This is a genomic window from Pseudidiomarina aquimaris, from assembly GCF_003987395.1.
GTDB classification, from domain to species: Bacteria; Pseudomonadota; Gammaproteobacteria; order Enterobacterales; family Alteromonadaceae; genus Pseudidiomarina; species Pseudidiomarina aquimaris.
This window is the reverse complement of record NZ_PIPT01000002.1, coordinates 71996-88015: the sequence shown is the minus strand read 5'-3', so window position 1 is coordinate 88015 and position 16020 is coordinate 71996. Positions and strand designations below refer to the sequence as shown.

General features: G+C 50.2%; 16 protein-coding genes. 9 read left to right on the top strand and 7 right to left on the bottom strand.

Features of this window, described 5'->3' with window-relative positions; all coding sequences use genetic code 11:
* The first annotated feature begins 10 nt into the window (after positions 1–10).
* The 4 genes from CWE21_RS03385 (at position 11) to lpxC (ending at position 4345) form a co-directional block, all read left to right on the top strand.
* Positions 11–781, top strand: coding sequence for a cell division protein FtsQ/DivIB (locus CWE21_RS03385; RefSeq protein ID WP_126833069.1), 771 nt, complete (start codon positions 11–13; stop codon positions 779–781).
* A 5-nt stretch (positions 782–786) separates the two neighbouring features.
* Positions 787–2019, top strand: coding sequence for a cell division protein FtsA (gene ftsA, locus CWE21_RS03380; protein WP_126833068.1), 1233 nt, complete (start codon positions 787–789; stop codon positions 2017–2019).
* Positions 2020–2084: 65 nt separating this feature from the next.
* On the top strand, positions 2085–3299 hold the full coding sequence (gene ftsZ / locus CWE21_RS03375) for a cell division protein FtsZ (RefSeq protein WP_126833067.1): 1215 nt from the start codon (positions 2085–2087) through the stop codon (positions 3297–3299).
* 131 nt (positions 3300–3430) lie between these two features.
* Positions 3431–4345 carry a UDP-3-O-acyl-N-acetylglucosamine deacetylase gene (lpxC, locus tag CWE21_RS03370; protein WP_126833066.1) on the top strand — a complete coding sequence of 305 codons (915 nt, stop codon included), beginning with the start codon at positions 3431–3433 and terminating at the stop codon, positions 4343–4345.
* Positions 4346–4419: 74 nt separating this feature from the next.
* Here lpxC and CWE21_RS03365 read toward each other — a convergent pair whose 3' ends face one another.
* Complete coding sequence (locus CWE21_RS03365; RefSeq protein WP_157982722.1) at positions 4420–4887, bottom strand: DciA family protein; 468 nt, start codon at positions 4885–4887, stop codon at positions 4420–4422.
* 40 nt (positions 4888–4927) lie between these two features.
* On the opposite strand from CWE21_RS03365, the gene CWE21_RS03360 reads away from it, so the two are divergent.
* From CWE21_RS03360 to CWE21_RS03340, 5 genes are all read left to right on the top strand, one after another.
* Positions 4928–5863, top strand: coding sequence for a M23 family metallopeptidase (locus CWE21_RS03360; RefSeq protein WP_126833064.1), 936 nt, complete (start codon positions 4928–4930; stop codon positions 5861–5863).
* 39 nt (positions 5864–5902) lie between these two features.
* Positions 5903–8632, top strand: coding sequence for a preprotein translocase subunit SecA (gene secA / locus CWE21_RS03355; RefSeq protein ID WP_126833063.1), 2730 nt, complete (start codon positions 5903–5905; stop codon positions 8630–8632).
* Positions 8619–9017, top strand: a complete 399-nt coding sequence (mutT, locus tag CWE21_RS03350; protein WP_126833062.1) for an 8-oxo-dGTP diphosphatase MutT — start codon at positions 8619–8621, stop codon at positions 9015–9017. Before secA ends, mutT begins: the two co-directional genes overlap by 14 nt.
* Positions 9018–9351: 334 nt before the next feature.
* On the top strand, positions 9352–9726 hold the full coding sequence (locus tag CWE21_RS03345; protein ID WP_126833061.1) for a type II toxin-antitoxin system RelE/ParE family toxin: 375 nt from the start codon (positions 9352–9354) through the stop codon (positions 9724–9726).
* Positions 9713–10036 carry a hypothetical protein gene (locus CWE21_RS03340; protein ID WP_126833060.1) on the top strand — a complete coding sequence of 108 codons (324 nt, stop codon included), beginning with the start codon at positions 9713–9715 and terminating at the stop codon, positions 10034–10036. The genes CWE21_RS03345 and CWE21_RS03340 overlap by 14 nt, the downstream gene beginning before the upstream one ends.
* A gap of 2 nt (positions 10037–10038) precedes the next feature.
* On the opposite strand, the gene zapD is transcribed toward CWE21_RS03340, so the two are convergent.
* The 6 genes from zapD to CWE21_RS13530 form a co-directional block, all read right to left on the bottom strand.
* On the bottom strand, positions 10039–10905 hold the full coding sequence (gene zapD / locus CWE21_RS03335) for a cell division protein ZapD (RefSeq protein ID WP_126833059.1): 867 nt from the start codon (positions 10903–10905) through the stop codon (positions 10039–10041).
* 1 nt (position 10906) lies between these two features.
* Positions 10907–11530 carry a dephospho-CoA kinase gene (coaE, locus tag CWE21_RS03330; RefSeq protein ID WP_126833058.1) on the bottom strand — a complete coding sequence of 208 codons (624 nt, stop codon included), beginning with the start codon at positions 11528–11530 and terminating at the stop codon, positions 10907–10909.
* Positions 11530–12411 carry a prepilin peptidase gene (locus CWE21_RS03325; protein ID WP_126833057.1) on the bottom strand — a complete coding sequence of 294 codons (882 nt, stop codon included), beginning with the start codon at positions 12409–12411 and terminating at the stop codon, positions 11530–11532. The genes coaE and CWE21_RS03325 overlap by 1 nt, the downstream gene beginning before the upstream one ends.
* Complete coding sequence (locus CWE21_RS03320) at positions 12411–13646, bottom strand: type II secretion system F family protein (protein WP_126833056.1); 1236 nt, start codon at positions 13644–13646, stop codon at positions 12411–12413. Before CWE21_RS03320 ends, CWE21_RS03325 begins: the two co-directional genes overlap by 1 nt.
* Positions 13647–13657: 11 nt before the next feature.
* Complete coding sequence (gene pilB, locus CWE21_RS03315; RefSeq protein WP_126833055.1) at positions 13658–15355, bottom strand: type IV-A pilus assembly ATPase PilB; 1698 nt, start codon at positions 15353–15355, stop codon at positions 13658–13660.
* A gap of 109 nt (positions 15356–15464) precedes the next feature.
* Positions 15465–15995, bottom strand: a complete 531-nt coding sequence (locus CWE21_RS13530; protein ID WP_126833054.1) for a pilin — start codon at positions 15993–15995, stop codon at positions 15465–15467.
* Between the last annotated feature and the right edge of the window lie 25 nt (positions 15996–16020).

Here is a 16020-nt window from a genome sequence, read left to right as displayed (position 1 = left end):
GAGGCTTACTATGGCGGAACAGGCGCGTGCTTTAAGTTGGCAGTTTTGGGCGGGTCTGACGTTCTTTTTAATTGTTGTGGCGGGGACGTTTGCCGGTATTGGATGGTTGTATTACACGGCAATGGACGCGCAAGAAGTACCGTTGAAGCGGTTAGTTGTGCAAGGTGAATTGCGCTATGTAACGCCGACGGACGTGCGTGAGGCACTGGTCGAAGCAAACGGGATGCCATTGGGTAGCTTCTTCTCGGCCGATGTGAATGAGTTGCGCGCACAAGTGGAGGCCATGCCGTGGGTCGAGAAAGCATCGATTCGCAAGGAGTGGCCCGATATTTTAAAAGTGTTTGTGGTTGAGCAGGTGCCCTTGGCCCATTGGAATGCGAATCAACGGGATGATGCATTGCTTAACCAAGCGGGTGAGGTGTTTTACGCCGATAAGTCAGGGCTTACCCTCGACTTGCCTTATTTGGCTGGCCCGGACCACGCGGTAGCAGAAGCAGTGAAGCAATACCGCGAATTAAACGAGTTATTGCAGTTGAATGGTTTTAGCGTTGCCCAACTGGAGTTAAGTGAACGCTTTTCCGTGGAACTAGCGCTCGCACAAGGAACGGTGCTGCGCTTAGGGCGCGAAGCATTATTAGAACGGATACAACGTTTTATCGACTTGTATCCAGAGCTCGAAGAGCACAAGGACGCGCCTATCGATGCGATTGATTTGCGCTATGACACGGGTGTCGCGGTGCGTTGGAAAGAACCTAATAAGAACGAAAAACAAGAGAGTTAAGAGGCATGTCAAAAGCAACAGAACGAAACATGGTTGTTGGTTTAGATATCGGCACGAGTAAGATCGTCGCCCTTATTGGCGAAGTCATGCCTGACGGTGAGATCAGCGTCATTGGCGTTGGCGCCTCACCTGCGCGCGGTATGGACAAAGGCGGCGTCAACGACTTGAACCTTGTGGTGCAGTCGATTCAGCGCGCGGTAGAAGAGGCGGAACTGATGGCCGATTGCCGCATTGCCTCGGTGTATTTGAATATTTCGGGTCGTCACATTGCCTGCCAAAACGAGAGCGGCATGGTGCCGATCAATGAAGCAGAAGTAACACAAGACGATGTCGATAGCGTGATTCACGCTGCCAAATCAGTGCCGATTGCGCAAGAGCGCCGCATTTTGCACGTATTGCCGCAAGAGTTTGTTATCGACTCGCAAGAAAGCATCAAGAGCCCGATTGGCATGTCGGGCGTGCGCATGGAATCGAAAGTACACATTGTCACTTGTGCTAATGACATGGCAAAGAATATCGAAAAAGCCGTCGAGCGTTGCGGCCTAAGCGTTGACCGTCTGATTTTCTCGGCTCTAGCATCAAGCTATTCAGTGCTAACCGAAGACGAAAAAGACTTAGGTGTGGCGCTGGTCGATATGGGCGCCGGCACCATTGATATCTGTATTTATACCGGTGGCGTGCTGCGTCACACTGCAGTGATTCCTGCGGCCGGTAACCAAGTGACCAGTGATATCGCGAAAATTTTCCGCACGCCACTGAATCACGCGGAAGAGATTAAGACCAAATATGCTTGTGCTTTGTGTCAGTTGGTGAGCAAGGACGACAACATCGAAGTACCGTCGGTGGGTGGCCGCCCCTCACGTGTCATGCAACGGCATATTCTGGCAGAAGTTGTGGAACCACGTTATGGCGAGCTGTTTGAGCTTATCCGTGACGAGATTAAACAAAGCGGGTTGGATGAGCAAATTGCCGCGGGCATCGTGTTAACCGGTGGCTGTGGTCGCATGGAAGGCGCGATTGAATTTGCTGAAGAAATATTTCAGATGCCCGTGCGCTTAGGCGAGCCGTTGGGCATGCAAGGTCTCAGTGACTATGTGCAAGACCCAACATACGCCACGGCCGTCGGATTGCTCCGTTACGGCCAACAAGACTTGCAAGCGAAACAGGACGATGGTCGGGATAATAACGTCATTGGAATGTGGAAACGCGTGCAAGGCTGGTTTAAAGGTGAATTTTAATAAAAACAAACACTTTGGAAATCTTTTTTGGGGTAGTACACTAAGCAGGTAAAAGGAGAAACAACATGTCTGAAGTATTCGAAGTACTCGACAATTTTGACAGCGATGCAGTCATTAAAGTGATCGGTGTAGGTGGCGGTGGCGGTAACGCCGTTAAGCACATGATCAGTGAATCAATTGAAGGCGTGCAGTTCTTAGCAGCCAACACTGATGCGCAGTCACTGCGCAATCACGGTGCGCACGTGACCATTCAACTGGGCGACGATATCACCAAAGGTCTTGGTGCTGGCGCGAACCCAGAAGTGGGTCGCCAAGCTGCTGAAGAATCACGCGAAGAGATCAAAAAGCACTTGGAAGGTGCCGATATGATCTTCATTGCTGCAGGTATGGGCGGTGGTACCGGTACCGGTGCTGCACCAGTGGTTGCTGAAGTAGCGCGCGAACTTGGTATTTTGACCGTTGCGGTGGTTACCAAACCGTTCCCGTTTGAAGGTCGCAAGCGTATGGCAGTCGCTGACGAAGGTATCGCCCAATTGGCGCGTTACGTTGACTCGCTCATCACCATTCCAAACGAAAAACTGCTAAAAGTTCTCGGCAAAGGCACGAGCCTGCTTGACGCCTTTAGCGCAGCAAACAATGTTCTGCTTGGCGCGGTGCAAGGTATTGCTGACTTGATTACCCGTACCGGTTTGATCAACGTCGACTTTGCTGACGTACGTGCGGTTATGCGCGAAATGGGTACTGCGATGATGGGTACCGGCGTGGCGCGTGGCGAAGAGCGTGCGCAAGAAGCTGCCGAAATGGCAATCAACAGTCCGCTGCTGGAAGACATCGATCTTTCTGGTGCGCGCGGCGTATTGGTTAACATTACTGCCGGTTTGGATATGAGCATCGATGAGTTTGAAACTGTGGGTAGCACAGTGAAAGCCTTCGCTGCTGAAAACGCCACGGTGATTGTGGGAACTGTTATCGACCCTGAAATGTCAGAAGAAATGCGTGTAACTGTCGTGGCGACAGGTATTGGCGCAGAACGTAAGCCTGACATCTCATTGGTGAATAACGGCCGCGAAAAGCCGCGTGAGCAGGCCTATAGTGGTCGCAGTTCAGGTTATGGCGCAAGCGCAGCAACCGCACGTGTACTTGACACCGAAGTGGATGAGGTGGAGCAAGAAGAATACGAAGTGCAAGCTGAGAAGCCAGCAGTCAAGCCGCAGAGCCAAGGCAACAAAGATATGGACTACTTGGATATTCCAGCGTTTTTACGCCGCCAAGTGGACTAATCGGTTGCTTCGATAGAAGTAATCGCCGGTAAATTATTCGTAAAGCCGCAGGTAAAATTGCGAAATTTGCGAATTTTCGGTAAACTATTGCGCCTTTAACTGGTCAGACGAGATAGTGAGAACGAAATCGAATGATGAAACAACGCACAATTAAACAGCCTATTGCGACCACAGGTGTGGGTCTGCACAAAGGCAACAAGGTTCAATTGACGCTGCGCCCGGCACCGGTAAATACCGGTCTGGTGTTCCGCCGTGTCGATCTGAAACCTGCGGTTGATATTCGTGCCGACGCTGAGTTGGTGCGCGATACCCGTATGTGCACGTGTTTGATCAATGATGATAATGTGCGTGTATCGACTGTCGAGCATTTGCTCGCCGCGATCGCGGCCATGGGCATCGATAATCTCATTGTTGAAGTGAACAGCCATGAAATTCCAATCATGGACGGTAGCTCGCATCCTTTTATTTACCTGCTACAGAATGCGGGCATCGAGGAACAAGGCGCAGCGAAAAAGTTTATCCGCATTAAAGAAGCGGTTCGTGTCGAAGAAGGTGACAAGTGGGCGGAACTACTACCCCACGATGGCTTCCGCATTGACTTTGCCATCGACTTCGACCACCCGGCGATTGCTGATACCAACCAAGTGGTAAGCATGGACTTCAGTACGCAGAGCTTTTTGAAAGACATCAGCCGTGCGCGAACCTTTGGTTTCATGAAAGACATCGAAATGCTGCGCGCCAATAATTTGGCTCTTGGCGGTAGTTTTGATAACGCCGTAGTGCTGGATGAATTCCGTATCCTAAATAGCGACGGTTTGCGTTACGACGATGAGTTCGTGAAGCACAAGATTTTGGATGCTGTAGGTGATTTGTATATGGGTGGACATGCCATATTGGGTCACTTGCGTGCGTTTAAATCGGGTCACGCACTGAACAATCAGTTACTGCGTGCCGTGCTGCAAAACCAAGAAGCTTGGGAATTCGTCACCTTCGAAGACGAAGCAGCTGAATCACCTATTGCTTTCGCGAACCCAGTTGTTGCTTAACTGACGTAGCCCGTAGTTCTACTACGGGGTAACTACAACCCACGCACAATGTTTAGATGAGACCCGTAGTAGAACTACGGGCTACCGTCATATTTATCCGCCAAAGCTAAAAGTTGCGAGCGCAACGGCTCCTCGCACAACGCGGCCTGTTCACGTAATTTTCTGACGGTTTCCGATTCATTTCTTGTAGGCTTTTCCGCAGCTTGTGGCGCTGGCGTAGTGCTGGCTTGACGGCTCGGCCGCACCCTAATTTCCAACTGCGTGACCGCAGGCGTAGCATGACTTTGAAAATACGTTATAATGCGCCCTTGTGCGGTTTTTATACGCTGCCCAATAGCAGCCGAAGAAACCCTAATAATTAATGACGGTGCGCTAACCGCAATCACCTCACAGTGTGGCACAAGCTCGCGCAACGACTGTTCTTGCAAACAGTCGCGCATTTGCTGTTGCCAGCGTTGGTGTTGCTCGGTAAAGTCAGCAAATTGCTGTAAGCGCTGACTGCCAAGTAGTTGATCAAGTTGTTTTGGGCGCTTACGCGGCATCGTCTTATCTTTTGTATTGAATAAAGCAACGAGAGGTTGCATGAGTTTAACAGTCTTCTACAGAGGCACCAAAGTGAAATTTGGTGTACGCCTCAGCCGTCGTCGTTTGCTTTCGTTAGCAGGTGTTGCCGGCGTAGCATTGTTGGCGCTGCTGCAACCATGGCAAAGTTGGGGTGGCCTCGATACCCGTGACGTACGTGAACGCATTAGTGCCGAGCAGCTCGCATTAGCCGCGCAATCAGAAGTGGTGCAGGGCATCAAAGCCGAAACCGAGAAGAAGCTCGCAGCGATGACCATGCAAATGGGTGAAATGCGTGCGAAACTGCGTCGTCTTGATTTGCTAGGCGAGCGTCTTGCGCAGTCGACCAGTATTGATATGGAAGCGCTCAACGCCGATACCCAAGAACTATACGCGATGGGTGGCCCGGAAGTGTCGATACTCGATGCTCCCAGCATTCCTGCTGCCGACGTTATGGCCGATCTTGAACGCCTTATCGGCGAACTTGAAGACAAACAAAATCAGCTAACCACCCTTGAATCTGTGCTCTTGCGTCATCATATCTCAGCAGAGAGTTTTGTCGCCGGGCGGCCGGTCGATGGCGGTTGGCTTAGTTCGCACTATGGTGTGCGTAAAGACCCATTTAATGGCTCGCCGACCATGCATAACGGTATCGACTTTGCGAACTTAGCTGAAGATGCCGGAGTGTTTGCCACTGGTGCGGGCGTTGTGACCTGGTCAGGTGAACGTTACGGTTACGGTAAGCTCATTGAAATCGACCACGGTGGTGGCCTTAAAACCCGCTATGGTCATTGCGCTGAGTTGCTGGTGAACGAGGGCGATGTCGTCACCCGCGGGCAGCAAATTGCCAAATTGGGAAGTACCGGGCGCTCCACTGGCCCACACGTGCATTATGAAGTGTTGCGCAATGAGCGTCACATAGACCCGAGTCATTATGTTTATCGTGAGGCGCGTTGAGCGCCCACAGCCATTTTAACCACAGGATCATAGAATCACATGTTAGGTAGTCTATTCCGCAAAGTATTTGGTAGTCGTAACGACCGCATTCTGAAAGGGATGCAGAAGAAAGTAGCGGCCATCAATGCCCTCGAGCCAGAATTTGAAGCCCTCAGCGATAGCGAACTCAAACAAAAAACAGCTGAATTCAAAAAGCGTCTTGCCGATGGCCAAAGTCTTGATGATGTTTTAGTTGAAGCCTTCGCTACCGTGCGTGAAGCAAGTAAGCGGGTGTTCAACATGCGTCACTTCGACGTCCAGTTAGTGGGCGGTATGATCCTCAACGACAACCGTATCGCCGAGATGCGTACGGGTGAAGGTAAAACCTTAACCGCGACCTTGCCAGCATACTTAAATGCCTTAACTGGCAACGGTGTGCACATCGTGACCGTGAATGACTACCTCGCGCGTCGTGATGCTGAAACCAACCGTCCGCTGTTTGAATTCCTCGATATGACCGTGGCGTTTAATATTCCGGGTATGTCACACCAAGACAAACAAGCGGCTTACGCGGCGGATATTACCTACGGTACCAACAATGAATTTGGCTTTGACTACCTGCGCGATAACATGGCGTTCTCACCGAAAGAGCGGGTGCAGAAGAAGCTCAACTACGCAATTGTGGATGAGGTCGACTCGATCCTCATCGATGAAGCGCGTACGCCATTGATTATTTCAGGTGCCGCCGAAGACAGCTCAGAGCTGTACATGAAAATGAATGAAATCGTGCCGCTGTTAAAGCGCGCCGATGAAGAAGATACCGAAGAGAAGCGTGGTGAAGGTGATTTCACCATCGACGAAAAAGCCAAGCAATTGCACTTGACCGAAAACGGCCAAGAAAACGTTGAAGCGATTTTGAAAGAGCGCGGCATGTTGGCGGAAGACGACTCTTTGTATTCAGCCTCAAACATTGCCTTATTGCATCATGTGAACGCGGCATTACGTGCGCACCATTTGTTTACCAAAGACGTCGACTACATCGTTAAAGACGACCAAATCGTTATCGTTGACGAGCATACGGGGCGGACGATGGAGGGCCGTCGTTGGTCGGAAGGTTTGCATCAGGCGATGGAAGCCAAAGAAGGCGTGAAGATCCAGAACGAAAACCAAACGCTGGCATCGATTACCTTCCAGAACTACTTCCGTTTATACAACAAGCTTGCCGGTATGACCGGTACCGCGGACACCGAAGCATTCGAGTTCCAGTCTATTTATGGCCTCGAAACGGTGGTTATCCCGACCAACCGTCCAATGATTCGTGATGATCGTCCGGATTTGATTTACATCACCGCGGAAGAAAAATACGAAGCTATTGTTGCCGATATCGAAGAATGTCGAGCGAAGAAACAACCGGTCTTGGTCGGTACGATTTCCATTGAAAGTTCAGAGTTGTTGTCGAACTTCTTGAAAAAGAAAAAGATCCCACACAACGTGTTGAATGCGAAATTCCACGCCAAAGAGGCAGACATCGTTGCGCAAGCCGGTTTACCTGGCGCGGTAACCATTGCCACCAACATGGCCGGTCGTGGTACCGATATCGTTTTAGGTGGTAACTTGCAGTCAGAAATCGCGGCTCTGCAAGACCCAACACCTGAGCAAATTGAAAAAGTGAAACAAGAGTGGCAGAAGCGCCACGATGCTGTGCTTGAGGCCGGTGGTCTGCATATTATCGGTACCGAGCGTCACGAATCACGTCGTATTGATAATCAGCTACGTGGACGTTCAGGTCGTCAAGGTGACCCTGGCTCGTCACGTTTCTATTTGTCGTTAGAGGACAGCTTGATGCGTATCTTTGCTTCAGAGCGTATGGCTGGCCTGATGAAGCGCCTGGGCATGCAACGCGGTGAAGCGATTGAGCACCCGTGGGTTACGCGTGCTATCGAAAACGCCCAGCGTAAAGTGGAAGGCCGTAACTTCGATGTGCGTAAAGCCCTGCTTGAATACGATGATGTTGCCAATGATCAGCGTAAAGTCGTGTACGAGCAACGTAATGAGTTGCTTGACGAAGGCGATATATCAGAAACCATCAAAGTCATCCGTGGCGATGTCATGGACCGCGTGATCAGCGAGTACATCCCGCCGCAATCACTGGAGGAAATGTGGAACGTCGAAGGTCTAGAAGAGCGTTTGCGCTCTGAGTTTGACTTGCCGTTACCGATTCAGCAGTGGTTGGATGAAGACGATAAGCTCCACGAAGAAACCTTGCGTGAGCGTATTATTGAAGAGCTGGAAAAAGCCTACGCCGCGAAAGAAGAGCAAGTGGGCGTTGAGGTGTTACGCCAATTCGAAAAAGCCATCATGCTGCAGAGCCTTGACCGCCATTGGAAAGAGCATTTGGCCGAGATGGACCACTTGCGCCAAGGTATCAACCTGCGTAGTCACGCACAGAAGAACCCGAAGCAAGAGTACAAGCGTGAAGCCTTTGAGTTATTCGCGGATATGCTGGAAGCGCTCAAGCTCGACGTCGTCACCATTCTGAGTAAAGTGCGCGTGCGTGCCGAAGAGGACGTTGAAGCCGTTGAGCAAAAACGTCGTGAACAGGCCGAGCGTTTAGCACAACGCCAGCAATTCCAGCATGAAAGCTCGAGCACCAGCGGTGCCGGCGAGGCTGCTGCCAGTGGACCCGCCGGGGCAACAGCTGCAGCAACCGCCGGCGCCCGCGTTGGCCGTAACGAGCCATGCCCATGTGGTTCAGGTAAGAAGTACAAGCATTGCCATGGCAAGCTCTGATCCCGTACATGTCGCCGTCGGCGTGATTGAAAACGCTGACGGTGATGTCTTCATAAGTAAGCGTCACAAAGATCTGCATCAAGGCGACAAGTGGGAGTTTCCCGGCGGTAAAGTTGAAGCCGACGAAACTGTCTACGACGCCTTAGTGCGCGAATTGCGCGAAGAATGCAACATTGTTGTGCAATCGGCTTCGCCACTCACCGTCATTCACCATAACTACGGCGATAAACGTGTCGTATTAGACGTCTGGCGGGTTATCTCGTTTACCGGCGACATCGCCCAGCGTGAAGGTCAGGAATGGCGCTGGGTGCCGGCCTACGCGCTACAGGCTTACCAGTTCCCCAAAGCCAACGAAGCTATCATCGACCTACTGGTCGACGGCTAAATCATCGTCGGCGGTTACGCACATCGGGTAAGCCTCTGGTTTTACCAGGGGTCCAATCCGAACATTGTGCGGTGGTTGTATCTTTCCCGTTGTAGTACGTACCGCAAAATTAAAACGTCACTATAGTTGCGACATTTATGACGCATTACTCTAAATGTGAAGCAGATTTGCGCTTTTATGGGGTTCTCGTATCAGAATTAACGCATTACCCTTTCGGTGCCTCAAATCAGCTGTAAACCTCGTCATGCAATGAGCGCTATACTTCCAATCGCTTATAGGTCACCCGAATATTGTAATAACATAAACGTTATTTTATAATGCAAAAGGATTCTGCATGAAATTAAGCCAAGTCATGAGTCGCAAGGCAAAGGAGTATCTGACTCGTAATGGCGAGGCGCCATTTAGTGACTGGCTAGCAAAGTTAAAAGACGTGCGAGGTCAAGCAAAGGTCACCAAAGCGCTCACTCAAATGGAGACTGGAAACTTTGGCGATCATAAGTCCATCAAACAAAGTGGCGGATTGTATGAGCGCAGAATCAATTTTGGCCCAGGGTATCGTGTCTACTACATGATTGACGGAGACAGCCTAATTGTTCTGTTTGCTGGAAGCAGTAAATCTGATCAACAGAGAGTAATTGAGCGAGCGAAAATGTACTTAGCCGACTACAAAGTTCGCAAGAGCGAAGGTGACCAACATGCCACTAACTAAAGAATTCAAAGATACAGTTATGGAACTTTGTAAGGATCCTGAATATCGCAAAGCTTTGTTGCTAGAGGCGCTGGAATCCTACTTAGAAGATGACATTGTGGTTGGTAATTCACTATTACGTGACTATTTGAACGGCACGCAAGCTTTTGGTGAAGTGGCTGCTGAACTGCAAATGAAAGAGTCTGGATTGCGGCGCATGGTAGGGCCAAATGGAAATGCGACCGCAAAGAAATTATTCGGCTTGTTTAAGGTCTGTCAAAACCGTGAAGGAATTCAGTCAGCTGACCAATTTTTGGGAAGCGCAGCGTAATCCTAGGGGCAGAGCGCGACTTCGAATTCAACGTCACTTTCGAACGAAGCTTTACCCTGCTGCGGGCAGTTGCTTAAGAAGCGAATACTAAAACGCTGTTTATGGCCGCTGATCACCGGATAGGCAGGTACGTTCGCCGGCACACGAATACGCAGTAAACTCAGCGGTTCAGTACTCTCTTGCAGCAGGCCACCTTCAGCGACGACCCACTGGTACTGCGATTGACCGCGCAACAATTCTAATTCGAGTTCAAGCCCTTCAAACAACACCTTAAATTCGTTCCACCAGCGCTCGCAGTCAGCATCGCGGCGCTCTTGCGATTGGTGTAGCCAATAGTGCAATTGGGGGACATCAAAGTTGCAAGTGCCGCCAGGCATACCAAAACGCTGCCGCGTGACACTGAGTAAACGGTCTTGTTTGAGGTGACTACCAATGCGAGACATGGGCTGAATCGCTTGAATAGCTTTTTGCACGCGTTGGCTCAGCGCCTGGACTTGGTCTTGATTGACGTCTGGATGTTGCGCCCATACCTGTAATTGTGCACGACGGCGGTCGAGATCTTTCTGTACGTCGGTACGCACGTCGCTGCGTTCGCACAGCTCAAGAATCGCAAACAGCGCGTCAAAATAGCGGCCGTAGTTGCTATCGTTGACTTCCGCTTCAGGCTTCAGCAACTGTTTCAGGTGTTCCAAACGCAAGTAAGTACGTACCCGCTCGTGGAGTGGGTATTCATAATCAATCGTGTACGCATGTTCCGCGTCACTTGTGTTAGACGCGTTCATCGCTTCAGTTGCTTCGCTCATTGGATCTATCTTAGCGGCTTCTGATGCGGTTGCAACGCCTTGAAACAGGTCTGACTGGTAGCTCATCTTAACTCTTCGACCGTTGGTCGGCTTCTGCCGCTGCCGCCAAGTTCAAATACTGCTGGTGAAGCTTAGCTACTTGCGGCGTTAAATCGTTGATCGCACCATCATTGTTAATGATATCGTCGGCCGCTGCAAGTCGCTTCTCGCGGGGCGCCTGCGCCTTGATGATCTGCTCTACCTGCGCAGCACTCACATTATCACGCTTTGCCGTGCGTTCACGCTGAGTGTCGGGACTGACATCCACCACTAACACCCGATCGCAGAACCGAGTTAGGTTGTTTTCAACCAGAAGGGGCGCAGAAAGAATCACATAAGGCGAATCAGCTTGCTGCAGTTGCTCGATTAACTGTTCACGAATCAAGGGATGGGTGAGGGCGTTGAGCCAATCTTTTTCGGCCGGCTCTTGGAAGATTTTCTCGCGTAACCAAGCGCGATTGAGACTGCCATCGGCTTGCAGAGCTTGCGTGCCGTAGCGTTCTTCTACTGCTTTGAGTGCCGGACTGCCTTGGTCCATGATGTGGCGCGCCACCACATCGGCGTCAACTACCTTGATACCGTAGCTGGCGAACAGATCAGTTACCGTCGTTTTTCCTGAGCCGATACCGCCAGTGACGCCAAGAACCCACATTAGATGCGCACCAGCCCCCAGTACCAATTGAGCAACTGCTCACCCCAGAGCATGGCAATCACGCCGCCACAAATAAGAAACGGGCCAAAGGGGATCGGCTGGCCTTGCTCTTTGCGCTTCACCAACTGCAAAGTGATGCCGATTACCGCGCCACTGAAAGCCGCAGCGAGTACAATCACCGGCAACATTTGATAGCCGGCCCACGCGCCAAACGCAGCGAGTAGTTTGAAGTCGCCGTAGCCCATACCTTCTTTGCCGGTAATAAGCTTAAACGCCCAGAAAATCGACCACAATGACAGATATCCGGCAATTGCACCGATCACGGCGTCAGGTAAAGTGACTGGGCCGCCTAGCCAGGCTACAAACAAGCCAAGCCACAGGGTAAAGTAGGTGAGTTGATCTGGGAGTAACATGTGATCATAGTCGATGAAAAACATAACGATCAGCAGAGCGGCAAAGACCATGTAGAACAGCGTTGGCCAACTTGCGCCGAAAAACCAAGCAAGGCAGGCAAAAGTAACACCCGTTAAAATTTCAATTGCCGGATAGCGCATAGAGATCGGCGCTTTACAGTTGCGACACTTGGCTCTGAGTAAAATCCAGCTGATGACAGGGATGTTGTCATACCATTTTATCGCGTGTTTGCATTTGGGACAGTGCGAGCCGGGCGTAGAAATATTGAAGGTTGGATGTTCGGGCTCCGGAGCTTCATTGACAGCTGCACACTCGCGTTGCCATTGACGCTGCATCATAACCGGTAAGCGACCAATTACTACATTGAGAAAGCTGCCAACGACCAGCCCCAAAACCAAACCAAAAGCCAAAGTCATCCCGCTGTACGCCGGATAAAACGAGTACAGTTCCGCAAATTGTTCAGGCATTAACCCACCACTGCGCCAAGGTTGAAGATAGGAAGGTACATGGCGACAATCAAGCCACCGACGAGGATACCAATGACTACCATGATCATCGGTTCGAGCAATGCCGTGAGGTTATCCACCAAGTCGTCGACCTCACGTTCATACACGTCGGCAACTTTAGCCAACATGTCGTCTAGTGAACCCGACTCTTCGCCGATATAAACCATCTGGTTGGCCATGGTAGGGAACACATCAGCGTTAACCATCGCGGTATGCATCTGCATACCCGAGGTGACGTCGCTTTGTACGCGGAAAATCGCGTCGCGGTAGATGGAGTTGCCTGACGCACCAGCGGCCGACTCGAGTGCGCTTATCAAGGGTACACCGGCGGCAAAGGTGGTGGAGAGTGTCCGAGCAAAGCGGGCCACGGCTGCTTTGTGTAGAATCATACCCACAACAGGGATTCGCAGCGACATAGCCTGCACTTTGTCGCGGAACTTTTCACTCTTCACCATCGCTCGAGCAAACAAGAAGCCAGCGAAGATTGCACCTGCGATAATATAGATTGCGTAGGCTTGAACCAGTTCAGAGAGATTGACCACGAATTGTGTCATGGCTGGTAATTCTGCACCAAAGTCTTTAAACACGCTCTCAAATTGCGGGACGACGTACACTAACAGGATCATGGTTACGACGATGGCCACCACGATAACAGCAGCAGGGTAAACCAAAGCCTTTTTAATTTTCGCTTTCAGAGCTTCAGATTTTTCGCGATAGGTCGCAATCCGATCATAAATAGCTTCTAACGAGCCCGACTGTTCACCGGAGTCTACGAGGTCGCAATAAAGCGGATCAAAAACTTCAGGGTGTTTCCTTAATGAGGCAGCTAGAGGTGAACCACCACCGACATCGTCGGCAATGGTAAGCATCAAATTGCGCACCTTCACATGGTCGGTACCTTTGGCAACCATCTCGAGCGCTTGCAGCAATGGCACACCAGCTTCGAGCATTGTCGCAATTTGACGGGTAAACAGCGCAATATCGGCGCCTTTAATTTTCTTGTGACCAAATAGTGGCTTGGCCTTTTTCTTCACCGAGCGCGGGTTAATGCCTTGGTCACGTAATTTTGCGCGGACTTCTTTCTCGTTGTCGCCGCGCATAATACCTTTAACTTTCTGGCCACGACGATTGAGGCCTTGCCATTGGAACTCACTGAAGTCTTCTATTTTTTTGATTTTTTTTGCTGCAGTAGCCATAGAACCAAGCCTTAGTTGTTAGTGACGCGGTTCGCCTCCGCCAAGCTAATCGTGCCGTCAGCGACCTTACGTAACGCGGACTGCCTGAGTGAATTATAGCCTTCTTTACGCGCTTGTTTAGCAATTTGTAGTGAACCTGCATTCGACATAATAAGTTCTTGGATGGCTTCTGTCACTGGCATAACCTCGTAAACACCTGTACGACCTTTAAAGCCACCAGTGCACTGGTCGCAGCCAACCGCTTGCTGCAAGTTCAAGTGAGGGAGTTGCTCCTCGGTAAAACCTTGACGCAGGAGCTCTTCTTTAGGGATGTCCTCAGGTTCTTTACACTCGTTACATAGTCTACGGGCCAAACGCTGAGCAATTATTAGCGTGACTGAACTTGCAATATTATAAGAGGGCACGCCCATGTTCATTAGACGCGTTAGCGTTTCCGCTGCCGAGTTCGTATGCAGTGTCGAGAGCACCAAGTGACCGGTTTGAGCCGCTTTAATGGCAATTTCAGCAGTTTCAAGGTCACGGATCTCCCCCACCATGACGATATCGGGGTCCTGCCGCAAGAATGAACGTAACGCATCAGCAAAGGTTAAACCCGCTTTAACATTAATTTGGACTTGGTTGATACCCGTCAGGTTAATTTCAACCGGGTCTTCCGCCGTGGAAATATTGACTTCAGGCGTGTTCAATATATTCAAGCCGGTGTACAACGAAACCGTTTTACCGGATCCCGTGGGACCTGTCACCAGAATCATACCTTGTGGACGAGTTAAAGCGTCTTCATAAAGCTTCTGTTGCTCAGGCTCATAACCCAAAGACTCGATACCCATCATAGCTGCAGCAGCGTCTAGTATCCGCAGTACGATTTTCTCACCATACATAGTGGGCAAGGTACTTACCCGAAAATCAATGGCTTTGTTTTTCGACAGTCGTAGTTTGATTCGACCATCTTGCGGCAAACGACGCTCTGCAATATCTAGCTGGGACATAACCTTCAAACGAGCGGCGATACGTGCCGACAGAGCAAATGGTGGCCGTGCAATCTCGTGGAGTACGCCGTCAATACGAAAACGAATGCGGTATTCACCCTCATAGGGCTCAAAGTGTAAATCCGACGCGCCCCGCTTAATAGCATCGAGCAGCATCTTGTTGATATAGATAACGATGGGGGCATCGTTTTTACCATCGACATTAACAGCTCCGTGCTCTTCACGCACCTCGCCGTCAGCATCAATTTCACGCAGCTCTTTTTCATCTTGCTCGGTGACTCCGAGCATCGAGCTCTCATTCTCCAACAACTTATCAATGAGCTTTTGTAGCTTGTCTTCTTCAACGAGCACCGCTTCCGCTTGCAAACGCGTACGGAATTGGAATTCGTCGAGAGTTTCAATACGGGTCGGGTCGGACACCGCGATATAGAGCACATTGCCACGCTGATACAAGGGCACCGCATGGTTTTTGCGTATCAAACGCTCATTGATAAATTGGGGAGGGATTTGTTCTGGATTAAAACTATCAAGATCGAGCCAAGGTGAATTGGACTCTTGGTAACAAAAGGCCGCTAGCTCATGGGGTGAAATTTGCTTGCGTTCCAGCAGCACACTGGTAAAAGGTAGCTTCGTTTCCCATGCGTATTCGCTACAACTTTTCAGTTGCGCTTCAGGAATCCTTCTGTCACGCAGCAACAGAGCCGCAAGGGAGTGGTGTAGCATTTATTAATTTCTTTAAGTGCATTATACGCTACGTATCACTTGACATGATGAGCGACCGATAGTTAGTTAAAAAGGGAGAGTCACAAATGGACTGTCCCTTTTACTTGTTTTACGAAGCTGTTGTTCCGATTGGAGTTGCTGAATCAATTGCTCCTTGACAACCATCGACTCGAGAGCCTTCTTCTAAAGCGTAGTCATCACACTCGATTACCCAGTTGATTACTGAGCCTGAGCCTGCTGTAGGAACTAGTTGAATTGTTATATCGCCAGAGCCATCTGCTTTCTGAGCAGTCAAGACTGCTTCGATAATACCATTTTCAACATTAGCTGTTCTAATACCACTCACGCCATCAGACTCGACGATTCCGATAGGTATATTTGACGCAGTTGATTCATCCACTTCAGTGGTAGCTGGGTCATCTAATACTTTCTCGTCACAAGAAGCTATATTTCCAGTTCTCTGATAACACAACGAAACAGCCGTTTTATAGGAGCTTAATGCAGAAATACCATTACTAGCCAAAGCACGCTGCGTATAATCTGAGTAAAGTGGAATGGCGACGGCCGCCAAAATACCGATGATCGCAACAACGATCATCAATTCGATCAAAGTAAAACCTTTTTGTACTTGCGCTTTCATGTCTAATCTCCCGAAAGTAACGTAA